Genomic DNA, 26,109 nt, shown 5'->3' on the forward strand with positions numbered 1-26,109 from the left:
TCGCGAGCGGCTAAACTGCGCGCCACAGCCAAGGAGCTCACCATGCAGAACTCACAAAATCTCATCTGGATCGATCTGGAAATGACCGGCCTGGATCCGGACAACGACGTCATCATCGAGATGGCGACGATCGTCACCGACAGTCAGCTGAACGTCCTGGCTGAGGGGCCGGTCATCGCCATCCATCAGAGCGACGAAGTTCTTGCCGGCATGGATGAGTGGAATACCCGCCAGCATGGCGGTTCCGGTTTGACCCAGCGGGTGCGTGACAGCCGAATCTCCACCGAAGAAGCCGAGGCGCAAACCCTGGCCTTTCTCGAGCAATGGGTGCCCAAAGGCAAGTCGCCGATCTGTGGCAACAGCATCTGCCAGGACCGGCGCTTCCTGTATCGGCGCATGCCGCGCCTGGAAGCCTATTTCCATTACCGTAACCTGGATGTTTCGACTCTCAAGGAGCTGGCTGCGCGCTGGGCGCCGGACGTGCTGGCAGGCTTCAAGAAGGGTGGTAAGCACCTAGCGCTGGATGACATTCGCGAATCGATCGCCGAGCTGCGCCATTACCGCGAGCATTTCATCAAGATCTGAGCTGCGGGCTATAAGCGAGAGCGGCAGCCTCCCTGTCGCCTATTTCCCCAGGCGCCTTAATTCGTCCGATTCGACTATTCGCGTGCCGTCGCCTTCCTCCAGTGCCAGCCGCCAGAGTGCACGCGCGAGCGTGCAAGCGGCGATGCCGCGATACTTGCCGGGTAAGAGATATGAGAGCGGTGTGGTCAGCCGTTCCATCGGGCGCACCTCCATGCGAGGACCCAGCAGCTGCGATGGGCGCGCGATGGTCAGTTGCGGCCAGTCCTGCGCACGCAGTGCCTCTTCCATCTCGCCCTTGACCCGACAATAGAAGATCGAACTGTCCGGATTGGCGCCCAATGAGCTGATGACCAACAGGTGGCGTGCACCCAGCTCACGGGCGCGTCTGGCGAACGCCACGACCAGATCATGATCGATAGCGCGGAAGGCTTCCTGGCTTCCGGCTTCCTTGAGGGTGCTGCCCAGGCAGCAGAAGGCGGTGTCGAATTCACCCGCCAGCTGCGGCAACAGCGCCTGCAATTGACCGACCGGGTTTTCGAGCCGGGGGTGTTCGGCCAATGGTTTGCGGCTGGGGGCCAGCACGCTCTCCACTGTGGGTTCGTTGAGCAGGCGGTCGAGCAGGTGCTCGCCGGTCAGCCCGGTGGCGCCGGCAAGCAAAATGCGCTGTGGCGTCAAATACATGGTTTGGCTTCCTGTAACGATCAGTCGGTCGGCGTTGGCTGTTGTTGGTTCAGCGTGCGCCAGTGTTCGACAACCTGCTCCGGTGCCCATATTTGCGGCTCCGAAGCCTGATAGTGGTCGGCTTGCTCACGTTCGGCAACCCTCGCCTGTGCCAGCGTGAAGGCCTGCACAATGTCTTTGGTTTCCTGCAGGGCTTCGGCGAACAGGGCCCGCCCGAAATAGGTGAAATCGCTCTCCTCGGAGCAGCCGAACGACACCCGGTCGGCGCGAGCGGCGGTGATCACCAGGGTGTGCAGGTTTTTCAGTGGCCCGATGAAGCCGCCGGAATAGCAGGCGGAAATCACCACCACCTTGTTGCGTTCGGCGAGCGGCTGCAGTAGCACTGCCAGGTCCGCCGCCGGCAGGTCCTCAAGTGCCAGTCGGGGTTGTGCCAGTACCAGCTGATGGTCGGCGGAGCCGTGACTGGTCAGGTAGATGAAGATCAGGTCTTCTTCGCCGCTGCGCTCGGCCAGCCGCTGAATGGCACGAGACAAATTTTCGCGGGTGGCCAGCGGGCGATCGGCGAGATGGTCACGGTGGTTGACCAGCGTGATCTGGCCCCGGGCGGCGAAGCGTCCGGCCAGCAGTTCGTCGACATAGTTCACCTCGCGAAGGAACACGCTCTGTTGACCATCGCCAGCAAGGGTCAGGCTGTAGAGTTCGGCCTTGGGGGTCGATACCGGGACTGCATCGAGGGCCTCGTCGAGCAATTGCCCTTGGCGCAACAGGCCGATTTCCAACGGATCGGCCAAGCGTTTGCCTGCGAGGTCTTGGATGAGGCGGCCGGCGTGCCAGGATCCGCTCTGCTCGGTGCCGTCGGGAAGGGTTAGCGTGCCTGGGCCGTCGAACCGCCCCGCGCGAAAGGTGCCTTGGTAATGGCTACCGTCCGGTTGTTGCAGGCTGCCCTTGCCGTGGTATTGCCAGCGCTTGAATCCGCCACTGTAACGCGTACCGTCGATGCCGATGTATTCGCCTTCACCGCTTAGCTCACCGTGTTTGAAAGTCCCTTTCCAGACCTCTCCGTTGGCCTCTTCGTAACGACCCGGCCCGTGGAACTGGTCGTCCTGGAACTGGCCAAGATAGTGTTCGCCGCCGCCCCCGCGATAGACGCCCTTGCCGGTCAGGCGGCCATTGACGAAGGTGCCGCTGAACTCACCGGTTGCATCGCGGCGGATGCCCTCGCCATGGGGCTGGCCTTCGACGAACCCGCCTTCGTACGTCACGCCATCCGAGCTCTGCAGTTTGCCGATGCCGTGGTAGAGGTCGTTCTGGAATTCCCCTTCGTAGCTCAATCCCTGCTCGGTATAGCGCCCTCTGCCGTTGAGGCTGCCACGCAGGAAGTGCCCTTCGTAGACGCCGCCCGTGGCGTAGCTGAACCGTCCCTGACCATCGAACAGCCCCTGCTTGAACTCGCCTTCGTAACGGTCGCCATTGGCGCCTTGCCAGACGCCGTGGCCATGCCACCGGCCGTCTTGGAACGCGCCGCGATAGTGACTGCCATTCGGGTAGTCGATACGCCCTTCGCCCTGCAACAACCCATCGACAACCTCGCCGCGGTAGCGTCCGCCGTCAGGCAGCACGGCATCGGCAGGTAGCAGCGGCTCGCCATCACCGCAGGCGGCGAGGGAGCAGGCGAACAGGAACGGAGCGAGGCGGCGCATGCGGCAATCCAGAAATGCGATGCCGGCAGTATGCCGCAAACGCGCCGGGGCGCGACAACCACGCACCCCAGCGACTTCAGACGATGCAGAGCGCCAGGGTTTCGGCGATGTAGGCGGGCTTCTCCACGCCTTCGATTTCCATCACAACGCGACATTTGAGCAGCCACTGCCCTGGGTTTTTTTCGTACGCGTCCAACAACGTCGCGGCCAGGCGTACCCGCGAGCCGACCCTCACCGGCTGAATGAAACGCAGGCTGTCGAGTCCGTAGTTGACGCCCATCTTGGTGCCTTCGGGTCGGATCATGACGCCTTCCATCAGCATCGGCAGCAGCGACAGCGACAGATAGCCGTGTGCAATGGTCCCGCCGAAGGGGGTCTGCGCCGCCTTCTCAGGATCGATGTGGATGAATTGGTGGTCGCCGGTGCAATCGGCGAACTGGTCGACTCGCTGCTGGTCGACGGTGAACCATTCGGAGCGGCCAAGCTCCTTGCCAATGTAGTCCTTGAGTTCTGTTACGGGTACCTGCGGCATATGTCCTCCGGGCGTTTGTTGTTTTATTAGCGGTACAACGCGGACGGCCAGATCAGCATGCGCCTGGCGACGAATCAAGCACGCATGCTGCTGCGAATGATGGGCCATAGACCGGGCCGGCACGTGCAGCAGGTTTCGTTGTAGGGAGATGCCTATAATTGCGCTTCTTTTGTATCGGAGACGCTCATGCTGCTACGCGGCCTAACCTGGCTGGTGCTGTTCCAATTGCTCGGCACCGCGCTCAATGTAATGGTTTTGCCGATACTGCCGGGGCCTATCATCGGGCTTCTGCTGCTGTTCGCGGCGCTATTGGCGCGCGGGCAGGCCAGCGAATCGCTGCAGTTGGCCGCCAGGAGTCTGTTGCGCTATCTGCCGCTGCTGCTTGTCCCGCCGGCCGTGGGTGTGATGGCCTATAGCGAGGCGATTCTCGACGATTTCTGGGCGATTGTCGGCGTGCTGGTGCTGTCCCTGGTGGTGTCGTTGGTGTTCACCGGCTGGCTGATGCAGGCCCTGATCCGCCGCCAGCAACGCGGTACGGGGCGGACATGATCACAGTGCAATGGCAGGCGGCCTGGGATGCGGTCATCCATCATCCGCTGTTCGGTGTGGCGATTACGCTGACGGCGTTCCAGTTGGCTTACGCGGCGTACGAGAAGACCCGCTGGGTGTTTCTGCAGCCCGTGCTGGTGTCGATGCTGGTCGTCATCGGCACTCTCTTGGCGTGCGGCCTCAGTTATGACGAATACCGTGGCAGTGCGCAAATGCTCACTGTGCTATTGGGGCCGGCGACCGTGGCGCTGGCCGTGCCGCTGTATCTCAATCTGCGGCGGATTCGCGAGTTGTTCGGGCCGATCATGCTCACGCTGCTATTGGCCGGTACCGGCGCGACGGCGCTGGGTATGGCGTTGGCCTGGGCTTTTGGTACCGACCCGATGATTCTGATGACCCTGGCACCGAAATCGGTGACCTCGCCCATCGCCATGCTGGTGGCCGAGCAGATTGGCGGCGTGGTGGCGCTCGCCGCGGTGTTCGTCATGATCACCGGTATCATCGGCGCGATTATCGGTCCGGAACTGTTGCGTCGGTTTGGCGTTCAGCATCCTGCAGCCCGCGGCATGGCGCTCGGGTTGACCGCCCATGCGGTGGGCACCGCTCAGGCGCTGCAGGAAGGCGACGAATGTGGTGCTTTCGCGGCGCTGGCGATGAGTCTGATGGGCGTGATGACGGCGGTACTGCTGCCGCTGGCCGTGTTGCTGTTGTAAGGAGTCTCAATGAAGCTGCCGTTGTTTCCGCTCGACACCGTGTTATTTCCAGGTTGCGTCCTCGATCTACAGATCTTCGAGGCGCGCTATCTGGACATGGTCAGCCGCTGCCTGAAAGCCGGACATGGCTTCGGTGTGGTCCGTCTCATCGAGGGCAGCGAGGTGGGGCTGGCAGCGAGCGAATACGCGCCGACCGGTTGTGAGGCGCTGATCCGGGACTGGCAGCAGCGTCCCAACGGCTTGCTGGGCATTCGGGTTGAAGGCGGCAGGCGCTTCGATGTGCTGTCGGCCGAAGTGCGGCGTGATCAGCTCACCGTGGCCGAGGTCAGCTGGCGCGACGAAGGCGACGATCTGCCGCTGGGCGATGAGCACGTTGACCTGGCGGTTCTGCTTGAGGCTCTGGGGCAGCATCCGCTGGTCGAAACCCTGGGTATGGGCGGTGCCGTGCAGGGGCAACGTTCTCTGGCGCACCAGTTGGCCTACCTGCTGCCTTTCCAGCCGGAGCAGAAGGTTGAACTGTTGCAGTTGGACGATGCACCGTCGCAACTGCAGCGCATTCAGCATTGGCTGGAGCAATTGCAAGGCGACGCAGTTGCTAGTGACGACGCCTAGTTCTCTGGCGGTAGGCTATTGGTAGCGATACAGCAACATGGCACCCGGCAATGCCCAGATCGCGAACGCGCCGATCAGGCCCAGAACCGCGGGTAGAATCAGCCACCAGACCTTGGGAGAGAGTGCGTTCATCGGTGCGCGCCATTGCACGACGGTCAGGCTCGCCGCGCAAATGGTGGAGGCCAGAACGGCACCGGCGATCACGTCGGTCGGCCAATGCACGCCCAGATAGACCCGTGACAGTGCGATGGCGGTTGCGGGCAGTCCTGCCAGAAGGACCCAGGCCAGGCGCAGGCGCGGCGGCTGGCCGCGCCCGGCAAGGACCCCGAGGGTGAGAAAGAACGCGAATGCCGCCGAGCTATGGCCGCTGGGAAAGCTGAAACTGTGCAGGGGTTCGAGAAGGATTTCCGGGCGGATCCGCCCGAACGTCGCTTTCAGCGCGCCGTTGGCCAGCGCCGTGCCCAGCAGTGTGAGGATGGCGAACGTCGCCGCACGCCATTGCTTCACCACGATCAACAGCAGGCTCAACAGCACCGCGGCCCACAGCTGGGTATGGAAGTCGCCGGCCCGGGTGACCACGACCACGAAACGATCGAATATCGGGCTGCGCTCCCCCTGGACGACGGTCATCAGGCCTTGGTCGAATTCCTCCAGATAAGGCCAGCCGAAAAATAAACCGATCAAGATGATGGCGCTGAGACCTGCGGCCAAGGGTGTGACCCAGCGCATCTGATGCAGGCTGCAGTGCACTACACCGCCGATGAGCAGTAGCAATGCCGCCAGAACAACGCCTGCCTCGCCCCAGAAGCCGTCCGGCAACGGCAGTCGCACGGCGGCGCCGGCCGTCCAGCCCGGTAGCAGATAGGCCATCGACCAGCCGGCCGTCGCGACCAGGCTGACCAGCAAAAAACGCCCGAATGGCATGTCGAGCATACCGGCTGTGAGCGGTAGCATGGGTCGTAGGGGGCCGATGAAGCGCCCCACGAGGAGGCTGGCTATGCCGTAGCGCTCGAAGTACAGCTCAGCGCGGGTCAGCCATTCCGGGTGTTCACGCAACCCACGCATGCTGCGGATGTTCTGGTGATAGCGCCGACCCAGGCCGTAGGACAGCAGGTCGCCCAGCAGGCCCCCGGCGTAGCCCAGCAGCAATGTCTCGCCGAGACTCAGTACACCGCTGCCGGCGAGCACGGCGATGGCAAAAATCATCACGGTGCCCGGCATCAGCAGGCCGACCACGGCCAGGCATTCCAGGCAGGCCACCAGAAACAGGCTCAGACCCAGCCATTGCGGATTGCCAGCGAGCCAGCTAGTCAGAGCGGTGAGCCATTCGGGCATGGTTTTTTCCTTGAATCGAGACGGTTTCGACCCAGCACTTACGGTGCCGGTTTCAAAGCGTGGCCATGATAATGCTGGACGTGTGGCCGAGCGGGCTTGCCGCGGCTCGTCCTGGGCGTGGTGTGGTTGCTTGTGGTGTGGCGATTCAGGCACGTGCAGTCGATCCCAATACCGTCTTCAGGCAGTTTGGCGCATCGCTTGCAACCATTCGCCCGGCGCCGCTGTGCGGGAGGCTCATGGGTGGCTATAATCAGCGGCTTTTCCTCCATCAGGCCAGCCAGACCATGACCGAGTCCGTACTCGACTACATGACCCGCCTCGGTCGCGCCGCGCGCGAGGCTTCGCGTGTGCTTGCGCGCGCCACCACCGCGCAGAAGAATCGGGCGTTGCATGCTGCTGCTGCCGCGCTCGACGTCGCGCGCGAAGAGCTGGTGGCCGCCAACCGGCAAGACCTCGAGGCAGGGCGTGCGAATGGCCTGGACGAGGCCATGCTGGACCGCCTGGCGCTGACCCCTGCGCGCATCGACGACATGATCGAAGGGCTGCGCCAGGTCGCCGGTCTGCCCGATCCGATCGGCGAGATCCGCGACATGCGCTATCTGCCGTCGGGCATTCAGGTCGGCAAGATGCGCGTGCCGCTGGGCGTGGTCGGCATCATCTACGAGTCGCGGCCGAACGTGACCATCGATGCTGCCAGCCTCTGCCTGAAGTCTGGAAACGCGACTATCCTGCGAGGCGGTTCGGAAGCGATTCATTCGAATCAGGCGATCGCCCGCTGTATCCAGCTGGGCCTGGCCGAGGCTCAGCTGCCGGCAGCGGCGGTGCAGGTCGTCGAGACCACCGATCGTGCCGCAGTCGGCGCGTTGATCACCATGCCCGAGTATGTCGACGTCATCGTGCCGCGCGGAGGCAAGGGCCTGATCGAGCGCATCAGTCGCGACGCCAAGGTGCCGGTGATCAAGCATCTGGACGGCATCTGCCATGTCTACATCGACCAGGCCGCCGATCTCGACAAGGCCATTCGTGTCGCGGACAACGCCAAGACCCAGCGCTACGCCCCCTGTAACACCATGGAAACGCTGCTGGTACACGCGGCCATCACTACACGCGTGCTGCCGCCGCTGGCTGCGATCTACCGTGACAAGGGCGTCGAGTTGCGCGGTTGCGCGCAGACCTGCGAGCTGCTCGGGAGCGACGTGCTGGTAGCCAGTGAAGCCGATTGGTCCACCGAGTACAACGCGCCGATCCTGTCGATCCGGGTAGTCGAGTCGCTGGACCAGGCGATCGAGCACATCAATCGCTACGGTTCACAGCACACCGATGCGATCGTCACGGAAAATTTCACCGATGCTCGCCGCTTCATTACCGAAGTCGACTCGGCGTCGGTAATGGTCAATGCCTCGACCCGTTTCGCCGACGGATTCGAATATGGGCTGGGCGCGGAAATCGGTATTTCCACCGATAAGCTGCATGCGCGCGGTCCGGTTGGCCTGGAGGGGCTGACCAGTGAGAAATATGTGGTGTTCGGCGACGGCCACGTGCGTACTTGATGAGCGCTGCTCGTAAGCCCCGGCGCATCGGCGTTCTCGGCGGTACCTTCGATCCGGTGCATATCGGGCACTTGCGGGGTGCGCTGGAAGTGGCCGAAACGCTTGGGCTCGATGAGGTTCGTCTGGTGCCGAATTTTCGTCCGCCACACCGTGAGGCACCCAATAGCTCCGCGCAGGATCGTCTGGCCATGGTCCAGTTGGCCGTACAGGACCTGCCACCCCTGGCGGTCGATGCGCGCGAGCTGGAGCGCGACAAACCGTCGTATACCCTCGACACGCTGCTGTCGCTGCGTGAAGAGCTGGGGCGCGACGATCAGGTTTTCCTCATCGTAGGCTGGGACGCCTTTTGCGGGTTGCCCGGTTGGCACCGCTGGGAAGAGCTGCTCGAACACTGCCATATTCTCGTCATGCAACGCCCGGACGCCGACAGTGAAGCGCCCGAAGCGCTGCGGGATCTGTTGGCGGCCCGCAGCGTGAGCGACCCATTGGCGCTCGCCGGCAGCAGCGGGCAGATCGCCTTCGTCTGGCAGGCGCCTCTCGAGGTGTCGGCGACGCGAATTCGTCAATTTCTGGCCAGTGGCCGGTCGGTCCGTTTTTTGGTGCCCGACGCCGTACTGGCTTATATCAACGCGCACGGACTCTACCGGGCGTCGAACTGAGGTTGTTTCAAGCTATGCAAAATGATTCTTTGGTCCAGCTGGCCGTCAGCGCCCTGGAAGATCTGAAAGGCGCCGACATTACCACCATCGATGTCCGTGGCAAGACCAGCGTCACCGACTTCATGGTGATCGCCAGCGGTACCTCCAGCCGCCACGTGAAGTCGCTGGCCGATAATGTGCTCGAGAAGGTCAAGGAGCAGGGTGTACGTCCGCTCGGCAGCGAAGGCCTGGATGGCGGCGAATGGGCATTGCTCGACCTGGGTGACGTGGTGGTGCACGTGATGCAGGTGCCGACTCGCCAGTTCTATGATCTCGAACGCCTCTGGCAAGGCGCCGAGCAGAGTCGCGCGCAGCACGCGGGCGAGCAGGAATAAGCGATCCATGCGGATCAAACTGGTCGCGGTGGGCTCCAAGATGCCGCGTTGGGTAGAAGACGGTTGGCACGAGTACGCTAAACGTCTGCCTGCCGAACTGCCGCTAGAGCTGCACGAAATATCGCTTAACACGCGCGGCAAGAATGCCGACGTGGCGCGGTTGATTCGTCAGGAAGGCGAGGCCATGCTGGCGAAGGTCCAGCCTGGCGAGCGAATCGTCACACTGGAGGTGACGGGGCGGTCGTGGAGTACGGAACAGCTGGCATCCGAGTTAGAGCGTTGGCGGCTCGATGCGCGCAACGTCAACCTGATGGTGGGCGGGCCGGAGGGGCTGGCGCCCGAGGTCTGCGCGCGCAGTGAACAACGCTGGTCGTTGTCGCCGCTGACTTTGCCTCATCCGCTGGTACGCATTCTCATCGGCGAGCAGATCTATCGCGCCTGGACGTTGCTGTCGGGTCACCCTTACCACAAGTAGTACAGCCAAAGCCAAGATGTCCCAGCCGATCCCCCTCAAGGACCACGAAAAAGACGCCCGCCTGGTGCGTCAGCGCGTGCTCGTGGGTGGGGCGCTGGTCTTGCTGCTGATTAGCCTGTTGGTTGCACGCCTGTATTACCTTCAGGTCGTTCAGTACCAGTACCATTCGACGCTCTCGGAAAACAACCGCGTCCATGTCCAGCCGATCCCGCCCAACCGGGGGCTGATCTTCGATCGGACCGGCAAGATCATCGCCGATAACCGCCCAAGCTTCAGTCTGACGGTGACCCGCGAGCGCGCCGAAGATTGGCGTAAGACATTGGATACCGTGGTGGAGGTGCTGGCGTTGTCGAGCGAAGAGCGCGAGCTCTTCGAAAAGCGGGTATTGCAGGGGCGGCGGCCTTTCGAACCGGTGCCGATCATGTATGAGCTGTCGGAGGAGCAGATCGCGCGCATCGCAGTTGACCAGTTCCGTCTGCCCGGCGTCGAGGTCGCGGCGCAGCTGGTTCGGCATTACCCGCAGGGCGAGCACTTCGCGCACTCGGTCGGCTACGTCGGTCGGATCAACGAGGCGGAGGTCAAACAACTCGATCCGGTCAACTACAGCGGTACCCACCATATCGGCAAGACCGGCATCGAGCGCTTTTATGAAGACTCCTTGCATGGGCAGGTGGGCTACGAGGAGGTCGAAACAAACGCTCGCGGGCGGGTGTTACGGGTGCTCAAACGCACTGATCCGATTCCGGGCAAGGACATCACCCTGACGCTCGATCTGGAGCTGCAAAAGGCGGCCGAAGCCGCGTTGGCCGGCCGTCGAGGCGCTATCGTGGCACTGCAGCCGGCAACCGGCGAGGTACTGGCGATGGTCAGCCAGCCGAGTTTCGATCCCAATCTGTTTGTCACTGGTATCAGCTTCAAGGCATACGGCGAACTGCGTGACTCGATTGACCAGCCGTTGTTCAATCGCGTGCTGCGCGGCCTGTATCCACCCGGGTCGACGATCAAACCGATGATGGCGATCGCCGGTCTCGATTCCGGCGTCACCACCGAAGATGCCAAAGTGTTCGATCCCGGTTTCTTCCAGCTTCCGAACGTGAAGCATAAGTACCGTAACTGGAACCGCGGCGGCGACGGCTGGGTGAACCTGGAGACGGCGATCTATCGTTCCAACGATACCTATTTTTACGATCTGGCCCACAAGATGGGCATCGACCGGATGCACGAGTACATGACCCGCTTTGGCATCGGTCAACGCGTGGCGCTGGACATGTTCGAGGAAACCGCTGGCCTGATGCCGTCGCGTGAATGGAAGCGCGCGCGCTACCGTCAGGCCTGGTATCCCGGCGAAACCGTCATCCTGGGCATTGGGCAGGGCTATATGCAGGCCACGCCGTTGCAACTGGCCCAGGCGACCGCGCTGATGGCGAATCACGGCAAATGGATTCGCCCGCATCTGGCGAAGAGCATCGAGGGCGTTGCACCCGTCGATCCCGAGCCTGTGCCGGACATTCGGCTGCGTGACCCGCGTTATTGGGATGCAGCGATCGGCGGTATGGAAAAGGTCCTGCACGGCGCACGCGGCACCGCTAAGAAGGTCGGTGATACGGCTCAGTATCGCATCGCCGGCAAAAGCGGGACCGCACAAGTCGTTGCCATCAAGCAGGGGGAGCGGTACGACAGCGGCAAGCTTGCCGAACGGCACCGTGACCACGCGTTGTTTGTTGCCTTCGCGCCGGTGCACGACCCACAGATCGCGGTAGCCGTCATGGTCGAGAACGGAGAGTCCGGTTCCGGTGTTGCGGCACCGGTGGCCAAACAGGTCATGGATGCCTGGTTGCTGAACGAAGCGGGCGAGCTGAAGGCCGAGTTCGCCCCCCCGCTGACGGCCGAAGGACCCAAGCCATGAGCGGAGCATTCGATCGTACGATTTCGACCTCCGATGTGATGCGCCGGCGAGCGACGCTGCTGCAACGCATGCACATCGATGGCGTGTTGCTGCTGCTGTTGTTGCTACTGGCGGCCGGCAGCCTGTTCGTCCTCTATTCGGCGGGTGGCAAGAACTGGGACTTGCTGCTCAAGCAGGCCACCTCTTACGGCATCGGCCTGGGCGCCATGGTGGTCATTGCGCAATTGGAGCCGCGATTCATGGCGCGCTGGGTTCCTCTCGGCTATCTGCTCGTCGTCGCGCTGCTGGTGGCGGTGGACTTCGTCGGGTACACGGCGATGGGCGCGACTCGCTGGATCAGTATTCCCGGCGTGATTCGCTTTCAGCCGTCCGAGTTCATGAAGATCATCATGCCGATGACGATCGCCTGGTATCTGTCCGCTCGCGCCTTGCCGCCAGGGATCAAGCACACCCTGGTCAGCCTGGGGCTCATCCTGACGCCCTTTGTGCTGATTCTCAAACAACCTGATTTGGGCACATCGATGCTGGTACTGGTTTCTGGCGCGTTCGTGCTGTTCATCGCCGGGCTGCGCTGGCGCTGGATCCTTGGGGCGATTGCAGCTCTGGTGCCGGTTGCTGTGGCCATGTGGTATTTCGTCCTGCATAACTACCAGAAGCAACGCGTACATACCTTTCTCGATCCGGAGAGCGATCCCCTGGGAACCGGCTGGAATATCATCCAGTCGAAGGCGGCGATTGGCTCGGGCGGAGTGTTCGGCAAAGGCTGGCTGATGGGTACCCAGTCACATCTGGATTTTTTGCCCGAAAGCCATACGGACTTTATCATTGCGGTCCTAGCCGAAGAGTTCGGTCTGGTCGGCGTCTGTCTGTTGCTGTTGGTGTATTTGCTGCTGATCTCCCGGGGGCTGGTTATCACGGTTCAGGCGCAGACGCTGTTTGGCAAGTTGCTTGCCGGCGCGCTTACCATGACGTTCTTCGTATATGTTTTCGTCAATATCGGTATGGTCAGCGGGCTACTGCCGGTCGTAGGGGTGCCGCTGCCCTTTATCAGTTTTGGCGGCACTTCATTGGTGACCCTGCTATCGGGGTTCGGGGTTTTGATGTCGATCCACACCCACCGCAAGTGGATCACGCAGGTTTGAATAGAGTGAATTTCTTGAATCCATTACGACGTGGCTGGTTGGCGCGAGTGCTCTGCGGAGCAGGTCTTTTCGGTGTGTTCACCAATTCTGCTGGAGCTTTCGCTGCCGATTACCAGGGCGAGAAGGTCGCCGAGTTCGTTCGAGAAATGACTCAGGATTACGGGTTTGCCAGCGAGCAACTGGTTGAAATGCTGGCCCAGGCGGAGCGCAAACAGGCGATTCTTGACGCCATCTCTCGGCCGGCAGAACGGGTCAAACCCTGGAGCGAATATCGACCGATCTTCATCACCGATTCGCGAATCGCCCAGGGGATCGATTTCTGGCGCGAAAACGAGGCTGCGCTTACGCGCGCTGAGAAGGAATATGGCGTGCCGGCCGAGGTCATCGTCGCGATCATTGGCGTCGAAACCTTTTACGGCCGCAACACCGGCAACTATCGTGTTATCGATGCCCTGTCCACGCTGGGCTTCGATTATCCGCCGCGCCAGCCGTTCTTCCGTCAGCAGCTCAAGGAGTTCCTGTTGCTGGCGCGTGAGGAGCAGGTCGACCCGCTGACCCTCACCGGTTCCTATGCCGGGGCGATGGGCCTGCCGCAATTCATGCCGAGCAGCTTTCGCGCCTACGCTGTGGACTTCGACGCCGACGGTCATATCGACATCTGGAAGAACCCGGTCGATGCCATCGGAAGCGCCGCCAACTATTTCAAACAGCATGGTTGGATTACCGATGCACCAGTAGTGGCACGAGCGACCGTCAAGGGTGAGCGGTACGACGAGGGCCTGACCGAGGGCCTCGAACCGGTAAAGAATGCGGCTGAGCTGCGTGAACTCGGCTGGCAATGGCAGGCCGAGACGCAGACGGCTGATGACACCGCGGTAACGGCTTTCCGTCTGGACGGTGCCGAAGGCGACGAATATTGGGTAGGCTTGCCTAATTTCTATGTCATCACGCGCTACAACCGTAGCGTGATGTACGCCTTGGCGGTGCACCAGCTCGCCGAGCAGATGGTTCAGGCGCGGGACATGCCATGAGAATTCGTTTGTTGGCGGCGATAGCCGTCGCTGCCCTCGGCGCGGGTTGCTCCTCCCCGCCGACGTCGCAATCGCCAGCGCCTGCTCCGACTGTGGGTATGAGCGGCCCTGCTGATTATTCACGGCCTCACAAGGACGGCGCCCCATGGTGGGATGTCGATGTTTCCAGTATCCCCGATGCGACACCGATGCCGCATCACGGGCCGTTCAAGGCCAATCCCTACACCGTGCTGGGCAAGACCTATTACCCGCTGGGCGACAGTCGTAACTACCGTGCGACCGGTACCGCGTCATGGTACGGCACCAAGTTCCACGGTCAGCCGACTGCCAATGGCGAGAAGTACGATCTGTACGGCATGAGCGCGGCACACAAGACGTTGCCGCTGCCCAGCTATGTGAGAGTTACCAACCTCGACAATGGCAAGACGGTGGTGCTGCGGGTCAACGACCGTGGGCCTTTTTACTCGGATCGGATCATCGACTTGTCCTTCGCTGCAGCGAAAAAGCTGGGCTACGCGGAGACCGGGACAGCACGGGTCAAGGTCGAAGGGATCGACCCCGAACAGTGGTGGGCCGAACGTGGCCAGCCGGCACCGATGGTGCTGGCGCAGCCGCAGAAAGTGACCAGCAAGCCCTCCGGTCGCGCGCTTTCACAGCCCGTCGAGCAGTACGCGCCGCCCCCGGCACAGCATGCCGCTGCAACCTTGCCAGTCCAGGTCGAACGTCGCGACAAGTCGACCTCAGCCAGACCAGGGGTCTTTCTTCAGGTCGGTGCATTTGCCAACCCGGACGCCGCCCAACTGTTGCGTGACAAGCTCAGCAGCATAACTGCTGCCCCGGTATTCGTGAGCTCGGTGGTTCATCAGGAACAGATTCTGCACCGGGTGCGCCTTGGACCAATCGACTCAGCGGATGAAGCGGCGCAGCTCGAACAGAGCGTCCGTCTCGCAAATTTGGGAAACCCGCGGCGCGTACGTGACGATTGACGCTTGCACGCTTCCTTGCTGGATAAAGCGGCACCGATTCGACATCATTTTTGCCAACATCAATTTCTGAGAGAGCAATGACTATCACCACCCTCGTGCACCGACTGTTCCTCCTTACCGTGCTGCTCGTAGCGCCGGTCGCCTGGGCCGAGCCGATCATTCCGTCACCGCCGCAGCTGGCGGCGAAGTCCTACGTCCTGATGGATGCGGCCAGCGGCAAGGTACTGGTCGAGGCCGGGGGTGACGAGCGTCTGCCGCCGGCCAGCCTGACCAAGTTGATGACGGCTTATATCGCCACGCTGGAGATAAAGAAGGGTCAGATTTCCGGCAGCGACATGGTCACTGTCAGCGAAAAGGCCTGGCGTACCGGTGGTTCGCGGATGTTTATTCAGGTCAACACGCAGGTTTCGGTCGACGATCTGCTGCATGGCATCATCATCCAGTCCGGCAACGACGCCAGTGTAGCGATGGCTGAGCACATCGCTGGCAGCGAAGAGGCCTTCGCCGACCTGATGAACAGCACGGCGCAGCGGTTGGGCATGAGCAATACCCACTTCATGAATGCCACAGGGCTTCCCCATCCGGAACATTATTCTTCAGCGGCCGATATGGCCAAGCTGGCCCGCGCGATCATTTACGAAGATCCGGCGCACTATGATATCTACGCCCAGAAGGAATTCTTCTGGAACAACATCAAGCAGCCCAACCGTAACCTGCTGCTGTGGCGTGACAAGACCGTCGATGGCCTGAAAACCGGGCATACCGAGGAGGCGGGCTACTGCCTGGTAGCTTCCGCAGTGCGCGATGGTATGCGTCTGATCAGTGTCGTGTTCGGCACCAATAGCGAGCAGGCTCGCGCGGCCGAGACGCAAAAGCTGCTGACCTACGGCTTCCGCTTCTTTGAAACCCGGACCTTCTACCAGAAGGGCGTCGAACTGGCGAAGTCCCGGGTCTGGAAGGGCCAGCAAGATCAGATCAGTGCCGGCTTGGCGAATGATCTGACCCTGACCCTTCCTCGCGGACAGATGGACAAGCTGCAGGCCGGGCTGACCTTCAACCCGGAACTGACAGCGCCTATTCAGCAGGGCGATGTAGTGGGCAAAGTCGAGGTCACTCTTGATGGTCAGGTGCTGCAGAGCACCGATCTGATAGCCTTGGAGGCAGTGGAGGAGGGCGGGCTGTTCCGTCGTTTCTGGGATAGCATTCAGCTGTTCTTCTTCAATCTTTTCAATTGATGCCACCTGAGTGCGCTCTGGTTACTCACCGAGCGCGCTTACGGATCACGAGTCCGTCGCCATGACCGAAAGCAAAAGCGAAACACCTGCGCCAAAAATCGAATTTCCCTGTGAGCGCTATCCGATCAAGGTGATCGGCGACGCGGGCGAGGGCTTCAGCGCGGCGGTAATAGAAGTGATCCGCCGGCATGCGCCGAATTTTGACGAGACCACGCTGGTGACTCGCGACAGCCGCAACGGACGCTTCCTCTCCGTGCAGGTGTTGATCACCGCGACCAGTGTCGATCAGTTGCAGGCGATTCACGTGGATTTGCGCGCGACCGGGCGCGTGCATATGGTGCTCTGATGAGTGGCTGTCCGCTGTCGGCAAGTCTGATTGTCACAGCATTTGTATGCGGTGCATGTAGAGCTGGCCTTCGGAAATGGGTGCGGTGATGCTCGGTGTTCGCGAGCTCGGGCTGGTGGAGTATCAGACTGCCTGGCAGGCGATGCAGTGCTTCACCAATGAGCGTGGGCCGGCCACCGATGACGAGATTTGGCTGTTGCAGCACCCGCCGGTATTCACCCAGGGACAAGCCGGCAAGGCCGAGCACCTGCTGTTGCCCGGGGACATTCCGGTGATTCAGGCTGACCGAGGTGGGCAGGTGACCTACCATGGCCCGGGGCAACTGGTGTGCTACCTGCTGTTGGATGTCAGACGGCTAGGCATAGGTGTCCGAGACCTGGTCAGTCGCATCGAGCAGAGTCTTATCGAGTTGCTGGCCAGCTACGATGTACAGGCCATCTCCAAGCCCGACGCGCCAGGCGTCTATGTGGAGGGAGCGAAGATCGCTTCGCTCGGTCTACGCATCCGTAACGGGCGTTCATTTCACGGTCTGGCGCTCAATGTGGACATGGATCTGGAGCCCTTCGGGCGGATCAATCCCTGCGGCTACGCCGGCATGGCCATGACCCAGCTGGCTGATCTGATCGCTGGCCCTGTAGTCTTTTCCGAAGTCAGCGCCCGCTTGCGTGAACGACTGGTCAAGCACCTCGGCTACGCGCAGCAGCAGACCCTGGCGGGTACAGTAATAGGCTGCTAGGTGGGGCGCGTGCTTATTCAGTCTGAGCGGCGAGGCATGCGGATACAAAAACGCCTGCCCCAGGCTCGGCCTGAGGGCAGGCGTTGTTCGACCCGATCAGTTCAGATTGAGGGTCGGAATCAGGCTGCTATCGAACGGCTGGCCTGGAACCGGCACCGGAGCGGCCAGTCCCAGGTTGTTCTTTTCGAACACCCGGTCGGCTCGGTAGCTGGAGCGCACCAGCGGGCCGGCGGCGACTTCCATAAAGCCTTTTTCTAGGCCAATTTCGCGGAAACGGTTGAATTCTTCCGGGGTGACCCAGCGCTTGACCGGTAGGTGGTTGCGGGTTGGCTGCAGGTACTGGCCAAGGGTCAGGATGTCCACGCCGATGGCGCGCAGGTCATCCATGGTCTCCAGCACTTCCTCGTCGCTTTCTCCCAAGCCCAGCATCAGGCTGGTCTTGGTCAGCATCTTCGGACGATGGCGCTTGGCATGCTCCAGCACGCGCAAGGTCTTCTCGTAGCCGGCGCGGGGGTCGCGCACTTCACGGGTCAGGCGTTTGACCGTCTCGACGTTCTGCGCGAAGACCTCCAGTCCAGAGTCCGCTACACGTTCGATGGCTTGCAGGTCTCCGTCGAAGTCCGGGGTCAGGGCCTCTACGACCACTTGCGGGGTGCGCTCCTTGATGGCGCGAACACAGGCGGCATAGTGCGCGGCACCGCCGTCGTCCAGGTCGTCGCGGTCTACCGAGGTCAGCACGATATAGCGCAGCGCCATCAGCTCCACCGACTTGGCTGTGTTCTGTGGCTCTTCCTGATCCAGCCAGCCGTTGGGGTTGCCCGTGTCCACCGCGCAGAAGCGGCACGCGCGGGTGCACACCGAGCCCATCAGCATGATGGTGGCTGTGCCGTTGGACCAGCATTCGCCCATGTTCGGGCAGTGGGATTCCTGGCATACGGTGCTCAGGCGGTGTTCGCCGACATTACGCTTGACCGCTTCGAAGCGGCTACCGCTGGGTGCCTTGACTCGCAGCCACTTGGGCTTGGGTTCGAACACCTGGGGTTCGCTCGAGGCGCGGCGCTTCTGCCCGTCCTTGATCGCGGTGATGCCCTGGGTGGTGCGGAATTTTTCGCCGCTGGCAACGGTCTTGGGCTGGGAGGTTTCGGACATCGGCTTTCTGGGCTCCGCTAGAGGCTCCGTGGACGAGGCGGCTTGTGGCCGCCGCGCAGTTTATCACAGGCGCTGACCGTTCAGTCCGCCCAGCGAGGCGTGCAGTCGGCTGCCGCAGGGGCCGTGCTGTGGCGTCGCCAGTGTTGTCCCGCGGCTGAACTACACCTGCGCTTCATGGGGGCTAACAGAGGGCTGTATTACTGACGAGTACAGGCTCCGACGCTGCGCAACTGCTCGCGGGAGTGTGTGGCTCTGGGCAAAGCGTGGCCGAATCGTTCGGCCACGCTCGCTAAGGCTCTGCGCGCAGCCGGCCGAGCAACTCCTGGGTCGGGTGACCGTCGGCGGGCCAGCCCAGCTGTTGTTGGAAACTACGGATTGCATTTCGGGTGTTGGCCCCGATGATGCCGTCGGCAGCGCCAGGATCGAAGCCCTGGTTTGCCAGACGCTCCTGCAGCTCAAGGCGCTCGGAACGACTCAGGGGCTGCTCACCCTGCGGCCAGCTTGCGCGCACTTGGCCCGCGCCGGTGAAGCGCTCGGACAGCAGGCCGATCGCCAACGCATAGGACGACGAATTGTTGTAGCGCAAGATCGCCCGAAAATTATCCATTACCAGAAACGCAGGGCCACGGTAACCGGCAGGAAGCAAAAGGCTGGCGCTCGCCTCGTCCATGCCTGCGGGCAGCCCGCTCAGGCCCAGGCGACGCCATTCGGCCAACGGCTTGCGGATGCTGCTATCGGCCAGTGCGTAGTCGAATGCTTCAGGCAGGCGGACCTCGAAACCCCACGGCTGTCCGGCTTTCCATCCTGAGGCCTGCAGATAATGCGCGGCCGAGGCCAGGGCATCGGCCGAACTGTTCCAGATATCCCGACGGCCGTCCCCGTCGAAATCCACTGCGTGGGTGTTATAGGTGGTCGGAATGAACTGCGTCTGGCCCATCGCACCAGCCCAGGAGCCGCGCAGTTGATCGGCAGTGACATCGCCGTGGTCAAGGATCTCCAGCGCTGCCAACAGCTGGCTTTTGGCGAAGTCGGGGCGTCGACCTTCGTGTGCGAGAGTGGCCAGCGAGCGGATCACGCCCTTGTCACCCACGATTTGCCCATAACTGCTTTCCAGCCCCCAGATCGCCACCAGGGTAGTGCGGTCTACGCCGTAGCGCTTTTCTATGTCGTCCAGCGTCGCTTGATGTTGGCTCAACAGTCGTTTGCCGCCATCGACGCGTTGTCGCGAAAGGGCGCCGTCCAGGTATTGCCAGACCGGTCGGGTGAATTCCGGTTGGCTGCGATCGGCGGTGATAACGCTCGGATCAGGTGTTACCCCTGCGAAGGCGCGGTCAAACAGCTGGGCGGATATCCCGGCCTGAAGGGCTTCACTACGAAACGCGTCGCGCCACTGCGCGAAGCTTTGCTGTGGCAGAGCGGATTCAGCCGGCTCGCTCGAGGTGCGCTCAATAATGGCCGGCAACGGCTGACCGGGTGTGTCCGGCATGGCGGGCTCGGCGGCGCAAGCGACCATGATGCTCAGGGCTGATCCGGCAATCAGGGTGCGCAACAGCAATATCGGAACGAAGGTGTAAAGCATGCACCACTCTCGGCAAGTCAATGGCACGTGACATTAACACGCTTTGATTTGCTTGGCTTTTCAAGCCGCCAGAAGGACCGAAGCCTCCCAGTTTGTCGACTGGGAGGCTTCACGGCGGTAGCTGCCTTTGCCTTTTTTCGGTTGTTCCTGGCGGCTGCGAAACAGGGGTTGCGCCACCAGTGATTTAGCCTTGTTTGGCCGTTTTCGTTGCTTGCTCATCATCTCTCTCCTGATTGCCCGTGATCGAGCGGAGGCATCATAAGGTTTGTACAAAAAATGTCCAGAACCCATGGCGGCATAGCGGCTTGAAGCGATAAGCGCTACAGCCTGATCCGTCGTCCGCTCAGCTGAAGGCATAGATTCGTCAAGCCAACCCAGGGGTCACCCTCGGCCTGCCCTTTGATCTGCTCGTCGATACGCTGCGCATCCATCAGCAGGCGTTGCCAGCCTGCGGCGTCGTGGCGCTGCAGCGCCTTGCTGACCAACGGCTTGCGCTTGTCCCAAACCGGAGGGCGGGCCTGGCTGAAGGCGCGATCGAGAGGCACGCCTTGGCTGTACTGCTGTGCAATGTTGGCCAGTTGGCGAACCTCGCGAGCCACGGCCCAGAGAATGACGGGCGCTTCGACACCCTCACCACGCAGGCCCGTGAGCATCTGCAGGATGTGCTCCGGCTGGCCCAGTAGCGCCGCATCGATCAGGCCGAACACGTCGTAGCGGGCGCTGTCGGCGACGGCCGCCTGCACCGTCTCGGCCGTCACCTGGCCGTCTTCGGCGAGGAGCTTGAGCTTCTCGATTTCCTGCGCGGCGGCCAGCAGGTTGCCCTCGACACGCGCCGCAATCAGCTCCACGGCGTCCTGATCGGCGGCCAGTCCGGCCTGCGATAGGCGCTGGCGAATCCACTGCGGCAACTGTTGAGCGTCCACCGGCCAGATCTGCAGAAACTGCACCTGCTTGCCGTCGATCAGCGCCTTGGCCCACTTGGTCTTTTGCGTGTTGCCGTCGAGCTTGGGCAGGCTGATCAGCAGCACGGTGTCTTCGGCGGGACGTGCGAGGTACTCGATCAGTGCGGCGGCGCCCTTGTCGCCAGGCTTGCCGTTGGGGATGCGCAACTCCAGCAGGCGTCTCTCGGCAAACAGCGAAAGGCTTGCACCGGCTTCGATGAGTTGCCCCCAGTCGAAGCCGGTCTCCACGTTGAGCACCTGGCGCTCGGTAAAGTCCTGCTGACGGCAGGCGCCGCGGATGGCATCGCAGGCTTCCTGGCAGAGCAGATGCTCATCGCCGCTGACTACATAGACTGGCGATAGGGGGCCTTGCAGGTGCTTGGCGAGTTGGGCAGGGGAAAGCTTCATGCGTTCGAGAGAAGGCAGCCACCGGCGGTGGCTGCCTCTTCATCACTGAATGGGCAGTTCGATGGGGGATTGCTGCGGCTGTGAGCTCTGCTCGCGTATCTGTGCTTCGATGGCCTCGGCTTCTGCACGCTTCTTGGCTTCGGCAGTCTGTTGCAGTCTGTCGAGTTCCGCCGGGGTAATGCCGCGGATACGCATGCTCAGCTGTTGCAGGACTTCGCGGCGCATTTCCTGACGAAGCTGGCCAGCTTCCTGGTCGGAACCGATGAGATTGCTGCTGTCGTGTACATAGACTTTCTGCACCTCAACGCTGTCCTGTAGCAGAACGGTGTTCTGCGGGCCGCGGAATTCGTAGTCGAGCACACTGGTCAGTTCGTATTCGGCACTGCGCGCCGCAGTCGTATAGCTGGCGGTGCGCTGGCGGGTCTGCTCGCGTACCAGGTCCAGGGTGTAGCGCGCACCCGGATAGACGCGTACGCCGTTGTCCTTGAGTAGCTCTTCGAGCTGCGTAGCAGTCTCGCCATAGCTGTCGCGGGCCTCAAGGTTGAGCTCATCAAGAGCGAAACTGGTGTCACCGGTGCCACGCAACTGGAAACCGCAGGCGCTCAGGAGCAGGGCCAGGCCGGCCACCGCGAGATTGCGTTTGATCATCTTGTTATCCCCTTGTCAGCCTTGGCGCACTGCGCCAGGGCGAATTCAATTAGCGACGATATTGACCAGTTTGCCCGGCACCACGATGACCTTGCGGATGGTCAGGCCTTCGGTGAAACGCACCACGTTCTCGTTGGCGCGTGCACTGGCTTCGACGGCCTCGCGGCTGGCACCGGCCGGCACTTCGATCTGCCCGCGCAGCTTGCCGTTGACCTGAACAACCAGCGTCAGGCAGTCCTGAACCAGCGCAGATTCGTCAACCTTCGGCCACTGGGCGTCGATAATCGCGCCGTTTTTACCCAGCTGCTGCCAGAGTTCATGGCAAATGTGGGGGGTGATCGGCGCCAGCAGCAGGGCGACGGTTTCCAGACCTTCCTGCAGCAACGCACGATCCTGCTCGCTTTCGGCAGCGGCCTTTTCCAGCACGTTCATCAGGGTCATCACCTGTGCGATGGCCGTGTTGAATTTGTGGTGCTGACCGACATCCTGGCTGGCCTGCTTGATGGCCAGATGGATGGCCCGGCGTACGGCTTTCTGCTCATCACTCAAGCTGGAAATGTCCAGCGGGGCGATGGCGCCAGTGCTGACATGGGCGTGCGCCAGGCGCCAGACGCGGCGCAGGAAGCGGCTGGCGCCTTCGACGCCGGAATCGGACCATTCCAGGCTCATGTCCGGTGGCGAGGCGAACATCATGAACAGGCGGCAGGTATCGGCGCCGTAGGAATCAATCATGGCCTGCGGGTCGACACCGTTGTTCTTTGACTTGGACATCTTCTCGGTGCCGCCGATCTCCACCGGTAGGCCGTCGCTGGCGAGCTTGGCGCCGACGACCTTGGCCTTGGCATCACGCTCGACAATGACGTCGGCCGGGTTGAACCAGTCCTTGCCGCCGTTCTCCAGGGTACGGTAGTAGGTGTCGGCGACTACCATGCCCTGGGTCAACAGGTTTCTGAACGGCTCGTTGGAGCTGACCAGCCCCTCATCACGCATCAGCTTGTGGAAGAAGCGCGCATAGAGCAGGTGCAGGATCGCATGCTCGATGCCGCCGATGTACTGGTCCACGGGCAGCCAGTGATTGGCTGCGGCGGGGTCGACCATACCTTGGTCGTAGTGCGGCGAAGCGTAACGGGCAAAGTACCAGGACGATTCGACGAAGGTGTCCATGGTGTCGGTTTCACGCTTGGCTGCGGCGCCGCACTTGGGGCAGCTGCAGTCATAGAATTCCGGCATGCGTGCCAGCGGCGAACCGGCGCCGTCCGGGACCACGTCTTCGGGCAGAACCACCGGCAGCTGATCTTCCGGTACTGGCACATCGCCGCAGGTTTCGCAATGGATGATCGGAATCGGGCAGCCCCAGTAGCGCTGGCGACTGATGCCCCAGTCGCGCAGGCGGAACTGGGTGCGAGCCTGGCCGAGGCCCTTGTTCTGGAGAGCGACTTCCATTGCGTCGAAAGCGCCATCGAAGTCCAGGCCATTGAATTCGCCGGAGTTGATCAGCTCACCGTGGTCGCCATAAGCGTCCTGCCAAGGCGCAGGCGTCTCGTCGCCAGCGCTGGTGCGCACCACCGGTTTGATAGGCAGATCGTATTTGCTCGCAAAGGCAAAGTCGCGCTCGTCATGGGCGGGTACGGCCATCACAGCGCCTTCGCCGTAGTTCATCAGCACGTAGTTGGCGACCCAGACCGGCAGTAGCTCGCCGGTCAGCGGGTGCTGGACGCGCAGAGCGGTGGCGAGGCCTTTCTTTTCCTGGGTGGCAATATCCGCCTCGGCGACGCCGCCGCGCTTGCATTCATCGATGAATGCTTGCAGTTCAGGGTTGTTCTGGGCAGCGAGAGTGGCCAGCGGATGTTCAGCCGCCACGGCAACATAGGTGGCGCCCATCAGCGTGTCGGGACGGGTGGTGAATACCTTCATCACGCCTTCGCTGCCGATGCTGGCAACGTCGTAGGGGAAGCTGATCTCCATTCCGCGCGACTTGCCGATCCAGTTGCGCTGCATGGTCTTGACCTGCTCGGGCCAGCCGTCCAGCTCGTCCAGACTCTCCAGAAGTTCATCCGCGTAAGCGGTGATTTTGAAGTAGTACATGGGGATTTCGCGCTTCTCGATCAGCGCGCCGGAACGCCAGCCGCGGCCATCGATGACCTGCTCGTTGGCCAGCACGGTCTGGTCGACCGGGTCCCAGTTGACGGTGCCGTTCTTGCGGTAGATCACGCCCTTTTCGTAAAGCCGTGTGAACAGCCACTGCTCCCAGCGGTAATAGTCGGGCTTGCAGGTGGTGACTTCCCGCGTCCAATCGACCGCCAAGCCCAGGCTCTTCAGCTGGGTGCGCATGTAGTCGATGTTTTCGTAGGTCCACTTGGCCGGCGCGACCTTGTTCTTCATCGCCGCGTTCTCGGCGGGCATGCCGAACGCGTCCCAGCCCATGGGTTGCAGCACGTTCTTGCCCTGCATGCGCTGGTAGCGCGCAATCACGTCACCGATGGTGTAGTTGCGCACGTGGCCCATGTGCAGCTTGCCGCTGGGGTAGGGGAACATCGACAGGCAGTAGAAGGTGTCCTTGCCTGGCTGTTCACTCACTTCAAAGGATTTCTGCGCGTCCCAGTGGGACTGCGCGGCGGCTTCGATCTCGCGGGGCTGATACTGTTCGTGCATGGCTACTGGCGTTGAATAGGGGCTGGCTGTTCGCTAAGCGGCCACGGGCTGCGGAAATGCCGGGTGAGACCTGGCGAAGACGGCGGCGCAACGGGCTGAATGCGAAAGCATGGAAGCGCCGTAGCATACATGACCCCCCGTGACCGAGGGAAACCCGATTTGCCGGCGCTGCACGGCCCCGTTGGTCGCGGGCATCGTCGTCGTTCTGGTGTGAGCTACGCTTGTACAGGGGGCGGGACGAACGAAGAGGTGAATCATGGGTAAAGAGCGCCAAGCAGATGAGGGCAACCTTTACGGACGCGTGCTGCAGCGGCTGACGGTGGCCTTGGAAGAGGCGGAACGGACCGCGGGCAGCGATGCCGGCGCGACCGAGTTGGAAGTCGGTGGGCTGACGCCGGCGGAGTTCGATCTGATCCGCGCTTATCTGCAGCAGGATTCGCAATGGCTTTCGGGCTGGCATGCGGCGGCCGAAGAACAGGCACAGTTGGTGCGCCAGGCGACGCGCCCGGCACTGCGCAATGTGCTGCGCCATCATCCTCATCCGGGCAAACGGAGCAAGCAGGCACCCCTGTCCCTCCAGCAGGCGATGAATTGCGCGCTATGCGGCGCCAGCGTGAATTGGCCGGAGGGTGCAGGGCCGGTCGCCTGTTCGGCCTGTGGCTCTCAACTGCTCCGAGCGAGGCAGCGATTACATACCTACCCAAAGCACTGACGGCGTCCGTGCTGCCGACAAGCGGACGCCCTGGCATGTAAAGTTGCAGCGACCGATCTGCCGGAGCTGCACATGCCGATTCGCTATTTCTTCAAACAACTGCTGCTGCCGCCGGGTGGCCTGTTATTGCTATTGCTCGCCGCCTGGTGGCTTAGACGTCGTGCGCCGCGTCTGGCCGCGCTCTGTTTCGTGCTGGGGTTCGGAGGGTTGTGGTTGATGAGCTTGCCGGTCACGGTGGAGTGGGCGGCGCGCATGATCGAAAGCGAAGTGGCTTTGGATCGATCGCAGTGGAGCGGCCTCGAGCAGCGGGCGCAGGCGATTGTGGTGCTTGGCGCCGGCCGAGAGCAGGCCGATCCCGCCTGGGAAGACGATCAGCCCAGCCATATCGCCCTTGAACGGCTGCGCTATGCATCGCGCCTGGCCAAGGCCTCCGGTCTGCCGATCCTCGCCAGTGGGGGGCTGCACTATGGTGAACCTCCCAGCGAAGCCTTGCTCGCTGCTGAAACGCTGCAGCACGATTTTGCGACTCAAACCCGATGGCTCGAGGAGCGCAGCCGCACCACCTGGGAAAACGCACGCTATAGTGCCGAGCTGCTGAAGGCAGGTGGCATCGAACGAATTGTTCTGGTGACCTCGGCGTCGCACATGCCAAGGTCACGCTGGTGCTTCGAGCAGTTCGGACTTGAAGTCATCCCGGCGCCCGTGGGCTTCGTCGGCGTACCCAACGGAAGGCCGTTCGGGGGATGGCTGCCCGAGTCGAAAGCCGTCTGGCAGAACGGCATGCTGCTCAACGAGGCAGTGGGCATGCTGGTCTATCCGCTGCTATATGACGGCGACGGCCAATAACGTTTTGCCGATCGGCCGGGCTGACGC

At 62.2% G+C, this 26,109-nt stretch carries 27 protein-coding genes; 17 read left to right on the forward strand and 10 right to left on the reverse strand.

The features are described from left to right. Positions 1-42 precede the first annotated feature (42 nt). Positions 43-585 carry an oligoribonuclease gene (orn, locus tag ACL0K2_RS16405; RefSeq protein ID WP_413043047.1) on the forward strand — a complete coding sequence of 181 codons (543 nt, stop codon included), beginning with the start codon at positions 43-45 and terminating at the stop codon, positions 583-585. Positions 586-624: 39 nt separating this feature from the next. On the opposite strand, the gene ACL0K2_RS16410 is transcribed toward orn, so the two are convergent. From ACL0K2_RS16410 to ACL0K2_RS16420, 3 genes are all read right to left on the reverse strand, one after another. Continuing rightward, positions 625-1,266, reverse strand: coding sequence for an oxidoreductase (locus ACL0K2_RS16410; protein WP_045163832.1), 642 nt, complete (start codon positions 1,264-1,266; stop codon positions 625-627). A 20-nt stretch (positions 1,267-1,286) separates the two neighbouring features. Beyond that, positions 1,287-2,966 carry a C13 family peptidase gene (locus ACL0K2_RS16415; RefSeq protein WP_413043048.1) on the reverse strand — a complete coding sequence of 560 codons (1,680 nt, stop codon included), beginning with the start codon at positions 2,964-2,966 and terminating at the stop codon, positions 1,287-1,289. 76 nt (positions 2,967-3,042) lie between these two features. Next, on the reverse strand, positions 3,043-3,498 hold the full coding sequence (locus tag ACL0K2_RS16420; protein WP_045163830.1) for a MaoC family dehydratase: 456 nt from the start codon (positions 3,496-3,498) through the stop codon (positions 3,043-3,045). A gap of 186 nt (positions 3,499-3,684) precedes the next feature. On the opposite strand from ACL0K2_RS16420, the gene ACL0K2_RS16425 reads away from it, so the two are divergent. The 3 genes from ACL0K2_RS16425 to ACL0K2_RS16435 are packed head-to-tail and all read left to right on the forward strand — an operon-like array spanning position 3,685 to position 5,372. Continuing rightward, a complete protein-coding gene (locus ACL0K2_RS16425) occupies positions 3,685-4,047 on the forward strand; it encodes a CidA/LrgA family protein (RefSeq protein ID WP_045163829.1) in 363 nt (120 codons plus the stop codon). 5 nt (positions 4,048-4,052) lie between these two features. Beyond that, a complete protein-coding gene (locus ACL0K2_RS16430; protein ID WP_196298710.1) occupies positions 4,053-4,760 on the forward strand; it encodes an LrgB family protein in 708 nt (235 codons plus the stop codon). 9 nt (positions 4,761-4,769) lie between these two features. After that, complete coding sequence (locus ACL0K2_RS16435) at positions 4,770-5,372, forward strand: LON peptidase substrate-binding domain-containing protein (protein WP_413043049.1); 603 nt, start codon at positions 4,770-4,772, stop codon at positions 5,370-5,372. A 15-nt stretch (positions 5,373-5,387) separates the two neighbouring features. Here ACL0K2_RS16435 and ACL0K2_RS16440 read toward each other — a convergent pair whose 3' ends face one another. Beyond that, positions 5,388-6,707, reverse strand: coding sequence for a bifunctional DedA family/phosphatase PAP2 family protein (locus tag ACL0K2_RS16440; RefSeq protein WP_239611138.1), 1,320 nt, complete (start codon positions 6,705-6,707; stop codon positions 5,388-5,390). A 284-nt stretch (positions 6,708-6,991) separates the two neighbouring features. Here ACL0K2_RS16440 and ACL0K2_RS16445 point away from each other — a divergent pair, with 284 nt between their 5' ends. The 11 genes from ACL0K2_RS16445 to lipB all read left to right on the forward strand — a co-directional run bounded on the left by ACL0K2_RS16445 (position 6,992) and on the right by lipB (position 17,147). Then, entirely contained in the window at positions 6,992-8,257 is a 1,266-nt protein-coding gene (locus ACL0K2_RS16445; protein ID WP_413044484.1) for a glutamate-5-semialdehyde dehydrogenase, read from the forward strand. After that, positions 8,257-8,916 (forward strand): nicotinate-nucleotide adenylyltransferase, encoded by a 660-nt coding sequence (gene nadD / locus ACL0K2_RS16450; protein ID WP_413043050.1) that lies wholly within the window; start codon positions 8,257-8,259, stop codon positions 8,914-8,916. The genes ACL0K2_RS16445 and nadD overlap by 1 nt, the downstream gene beginning before the upstream one ends. A gap of 14 nt (positions 8,917-8,930) precedes the next feature. Beyond that, positions 8,931-9,290 carry a ribosome silencing factor gene (gene rsfS / locus ACL0K2_RS16455; protein WP_021209688.1) on the forward strand — a complete coding sequence of 120 codons (360 nt, stop codon included), beginning with the start codon at positions 8,931-8,933 and terminating at the stop codon, positions 9,288-9,290. A gap of 7 nt (positions 9,291-9,297) precedes the next feature. After that, on the forward strand, positions 9,298-9,765 hold the full coding sequence (gene rlmH / locus ACL0K2_RS16460) for a 23S rRNA (pseudouridine(1915)-N(3))-methyltransferase RlmH (RefSeq protein WP_045163824.1): 468 nt from the start codon (positions 9,298-9,300) through the stop codon (positions 9,763-9,765). Between the two features lie 16 nt (positions 9,766-9,781). Then, on the forward strand, positions 9,782-11,671 hold the full coding sequence (gene mrdA, locus ACL0K2_RS16465; protein ID WP_045163823.1) for a penicillin-binding protein 2: 1,890 nt from the start codon (positions 9,782-9,784) through the stop codon (positions 11,669-11,671). A gap of 38 nt (positions 11,672-11,709) precedes the next feature. Then, positions 11,710-12,813 carry a rod shape-determining protein RodA gene (rodA, locus tag ACL0K2_RS16470; protein ID WP_196298709.1) on the forward strand — a complete coding sequence of 368 codons (1,104 nt, stop codon included), beginning with the start codon at positions 11,710-11,712 and terminating at the stop codon, positions 12,811-12,813. 47 nt (positions 12,814-12,860) lie between these two features. Next, positions 12,861-13,844: a lytic murein transglycosylase B gene (mltB, locus tag ACL0K2_RS16475; protein ID WP_413044485.1), complete on the forward strand. Its 984-nt coding sequence runs from the start codon at positions 12,861-12,863 to the stop codon at positions 13,842-13,844. After that, positions 13,841-14,830: a septal ring lytic transglycosylase RlpA family protein gene (locus tag ACL0K2_RS16480; RefSeq protein WP_413043051.1), complete on the forward strand. Its 990-nt coding sequence runs from the start codon at positions 13,841-13,843 to the stop codon at positions 14,828-14,830. Before mltB ends, ACL0K2_RS16480 begins: the two co-directional genes overlap by 4 nt. 77 nt (positions 14,831-14,907) lie before the next feature. After that, complete coding sequence (locus ACL0K2_RS16485) at positions 14,908-16,065, forward strand: D-alanyl-D-alanine carboxypeptidase family protein (protein WP_239611136.1); 1,158 nt, start codon at positions 14,908-14,910, stop codon at positions 16,063-16,065. Positions 16,066-16,126: 61 nt separating this feature from the next. Continuing rightward, positions 16,127-16,411: a DUF493 domain-containing protein gene (locus tag ACL0K2_RS16490; RefSeq protein ID WP_045163819.1), complete on the forward strand. Its 285-nt coding sequence runs from the start codon at positions 16,127-16,129 to the stop codon at positions 16,409-16,411. 88 nt (positions 16,412-16,499) lie between these two features. Next, positions 16,500-17,147 (forward strand): lipoyl(octanoyl) transferase LipB, encoded by a 648-nt coding sequence (lipB, locus tag ACL0K2_RS16495; protein ID WP_413043052.1) that lies wholly within the window; start codon positions 16,500-16,502, stop codon positions 17,145-17,147. A 96-nt stretch (positions 17,148-17,243) separates the two neighbouring features. Here the strand turns inward: lipB and lipA are convergent, their stop codons facing one another. From lipA to leuS, 6 genes are all read right to left on the reverse strand, one after another. Then, a complete protein-coding gene (lipA, locus tag ACL0K2_RS16500; protein ID WP_045163817.1) occupies positions 17,244-18,296 on the reverse strand; it encodes a lipoyl synthase in 1,053 nt (350 codons plus the stop codon). 289 nt (positions 18,297-18,585) lie between these two features. Next, positions 18,586-19,875: a lytic murein transglycosylase gene (locus ACL0K2_RS16505; protein ID WP_413043053.1), complete on the reverse strand. Its 1,290-nt coding sequence runs from the start codon at positions 19,873-19,875 to the stop codon at positions 18,586-18,588. A gap of 60 nt (positions 19,876-19,935) precedes the next feature. After that, the gene (gene arfA / locus ACL0K2_RS16510; RefSeq protein WP_021209677.1) at positions 19,936-20,094 is read right to left on the reverse strand and encodes an alternative ribosome rescue factor ArfA; all 159 of its coding nucleotides are present in this window, start codon (positions 20,092-20,094) and stop codon (positions 19,936-19,938) included. 101 nt (positions 20,095-20,195) lie between these two features. Further along, positions 20,196-21,224 (reverse strand): DNA polymerase III subunit delta, encoded by a 1,029-nt coding sequence (gene holA / locus ACL0K2_RS16515; protein ID WP_239611133.1) that lies wholly within the window; start codon positions 21,222-21,224, stop codon positions 20,196-20,198. A 42-nt stretch (positions 21,225-21,266) separates the two neighbouring features. Then, positions 21,267-21,872 (reverse strand): LPS assembly lipoprotein LptE, encoded by a 606-nt coding sequence (lptE, locus tag ACL0K2_RS16520; protein WP_045163814.1) that lies wholly within the window; start codon positions 21,870-21,872, stop codon positions 21,267-21,269. Positions 21,873-21,917: 45 nt separating this feature from the next. Next, positions 21,918-24,524, reverse strand: coding sequence for a leucine--tRNA ligase (gene leuS, locus ACL0K2_RS16525; RefSeq protein WP_413043054.1), 2,607 nt, complete (start codon positions 24,522-24,524; stop codon positions 21,918-21,920). A 256-nt stretch (positions 24,525-24,780) separates the two neighbouring features. Here leuS and ACL0K2_RS16530 point away from each other — a divergent pair, with 256 nt between their 5' ends. Both ACL0K2_RS16530 and ACL0K2_RS16535 read left to right on the forward strand, forming a co-directional pair. After that, on the forward strand, positions 24,781-25,236 hold the full coding sequence (locus ACL0K2_RS16530; protein ID WP_196298703.1) for a hypothetical protein: 456 nt from the start codon (positions 24,781-24,783) through the stop codon (positions 25,234-25,236). 72 nt (positions 25,237-25,308) lie between these two features. Then, positions 25,309-26,082, forward strand: coding sequence for a YdcF family protein (locus tag ACL0K2_RS16535; protein WP_413043055.1), 774 nt, complete (start codon positions 25,309-25,311; stop codon positions 26,080-26,082). Positions 26,083-26,109: the final 27 nt, after the last annotated feature.

It is taken from the genome of Pseudomonas sp. YJ42, from assembly GCF_047225135.1.
Taxonomy (GTDB): Bacteria; Pseudomonadota; Gammaproteobacteria; order Pseudomonadales; family Pseudomonadaceae; genus Stutzerimonas; species Stutzerimonas stutzeri_E.

Coding starts and splice junctions, on each gene's coding strand:
- ACL0K2_RS16535 (WP_413043055.1), top strand. CDS start 25,309: ATGCCGATTCGCTATTTCTTCAAACAACTGCTGCTGCCGCCGGGTGGC.
- rlmH (WP_045163824.1), top strand. CDS start 9,298: ATGCGGATCAAACTGGTCGCGGTGGGCTCCAAGATGCCGCGTTGGGTA.
- holA (WP_239611133.1), bottom strand. CDS start 21,224: ATGAAGCTTTCCCCTGCCCAACTCGCCAAGCACCTGCAAGGCCCCCTA.
- ACL0K2_RS16445 (WP_413044484.1), top strand. CDS start 6,992: ATGACCGAGTCCGTACTCGACTACATGACCCGCCTCGGTCGCGCCGCG.
- rsfS (WP_021209688.1), top strand. CDS start 8,931: ATGCAAAATGATTCTTTGGTCCAGCTGGCCGTCAGCGCCCTGGAAGAT.
- rodA (WP_196298709.1), top strand. CDS start 11,710: ATGCGCCGGCGAGCGACGCTGCTGCAACGCATGCACATCGATGGCGTG.
- nadD (WP_413043050.1), top strand. CDS start 8,257: ATGAGCGCTGCTCGTAAGCCCCGGCGCATCGGCGTTCTCGGCGGTACC.
- mrdA (WP_045163823.1), top strand. CDS start 9,782: ATGTCCCAGCCGATCCCCCTCAAGGACCACGAAAAAGACGCCCGCCTG.
- arfA (WP_021209677.1), bottom strand. CDS start 20,094: ATGAGCAAGCAACGAAAACGGCCAAACAAGGCTAAATCACTGGTGGCG.
- lptE (WP_045163814.1), bottom strand. CDS start 21,872: ATGATCAAACGCAATCTCGCGGTGGCCGGCCTGGCCCTGCTCCTGAGC.
- orn (WP_413043047.1), top strand. CDS start 43: ATGCAGAACTCACAAAATCTCATCTGGATCGATCTGGAAATGACCGGC.
- ACL0K2_RS16440 (WP_239611138.1), bottom strand. CDS start 6,707: ATGCCCGAATGGCTCACCGCTCTGACTAGCTGGCTCGCTGGCAATCCG.
- ACL0K2_RS16425 (WP_045163829.1), top strand. CDS start 3,685: ATGCTGCTACGCGGCCTAACCTGGCTGGTGCTGTTCCAATTGCTCGGC.
- ACL0K2_RS16530 (WP_196298703.1), top strand. CDS start 24,781: ATGGGTAAAGAGCGCCAAGCAGATGAGGGCAACCTTTACGGACGCGTG.
- ACL0K2_RS16415 (WP_413043048.1), bottom strand. CDS start 2,966: ATGCGCCGCCTCGCTCCGTTCCTGTTCGCCTGCTCCCTCGCCGCCTGC.
- ACL0K2_RS16420 (WP_045163830.1), bottom strand. CDS start 3,498: ATGCCGCAGGTACCCGTAACAGAACTCAAGGACTACATTGGCAAGGAG.
- ACL0K2_RS16490 (WP_045163819.1), top strand. CDS start 16,127: ATGACCGAAAGCAAAAGCGAAACACCTGCGCCAAAAATCGAATTTCCC.
- ACL0K2_RS16485 (WP_239611136.1), top strand. CDS start 14,908: ATGACTATCACCACCCTCGTGCACCGACTGTTCCTCCTTACCGTGCTG.
- leuS (WP_413043054.1), bottom strand. CDS start 24,524: ATGCACGAACAGTATCAGCCCCGCGAGATCGAAGCCGCCGCGCAGTCC.
- ACL0K2_RS16505 (WP_413043053.1), bottom strand. CDS start 19,875: ATGCTTTACACCTTCGTTCCGATATTGCTGTTGCGCACCCTGATTGCC.
- ACL0K2_RS16480 (WP_413043051.1), top strand. CDS start 13,841: ATGAGAATTCGTTTGTTGGCGGCGATAGCCGTCGCTGCCCTCGGCGCG.
- lipB (WP_413043052.1), top strand. CDS start 16,500: ATGCTCGGTGTTCGCGAGCTCGGGCTGGTGGAGTATCAGACTGCCTGG.
- ACL0K2_RS16410 (WP_045163832.1), bottom strand. CDS start 1,266: ATGTATTTGACGCCACAGCGCATTTTGCTTGCCGGCGCCACCGGGCTG.
- ACL0K2_RS16435 (WP_413043049.1), top strand. CDS start 4,770: ATGAAGCTGCCGTTGTTTCCGCTCGACACCGTGTTATTTCCAGGTTGC.
- lipA (WP_045163817.1), bottom strand. CDS start 18,296: ATGTCCGAAACCTCCCAGCCCAAGACCGTTGCCAGCGGCGAAAAATTC.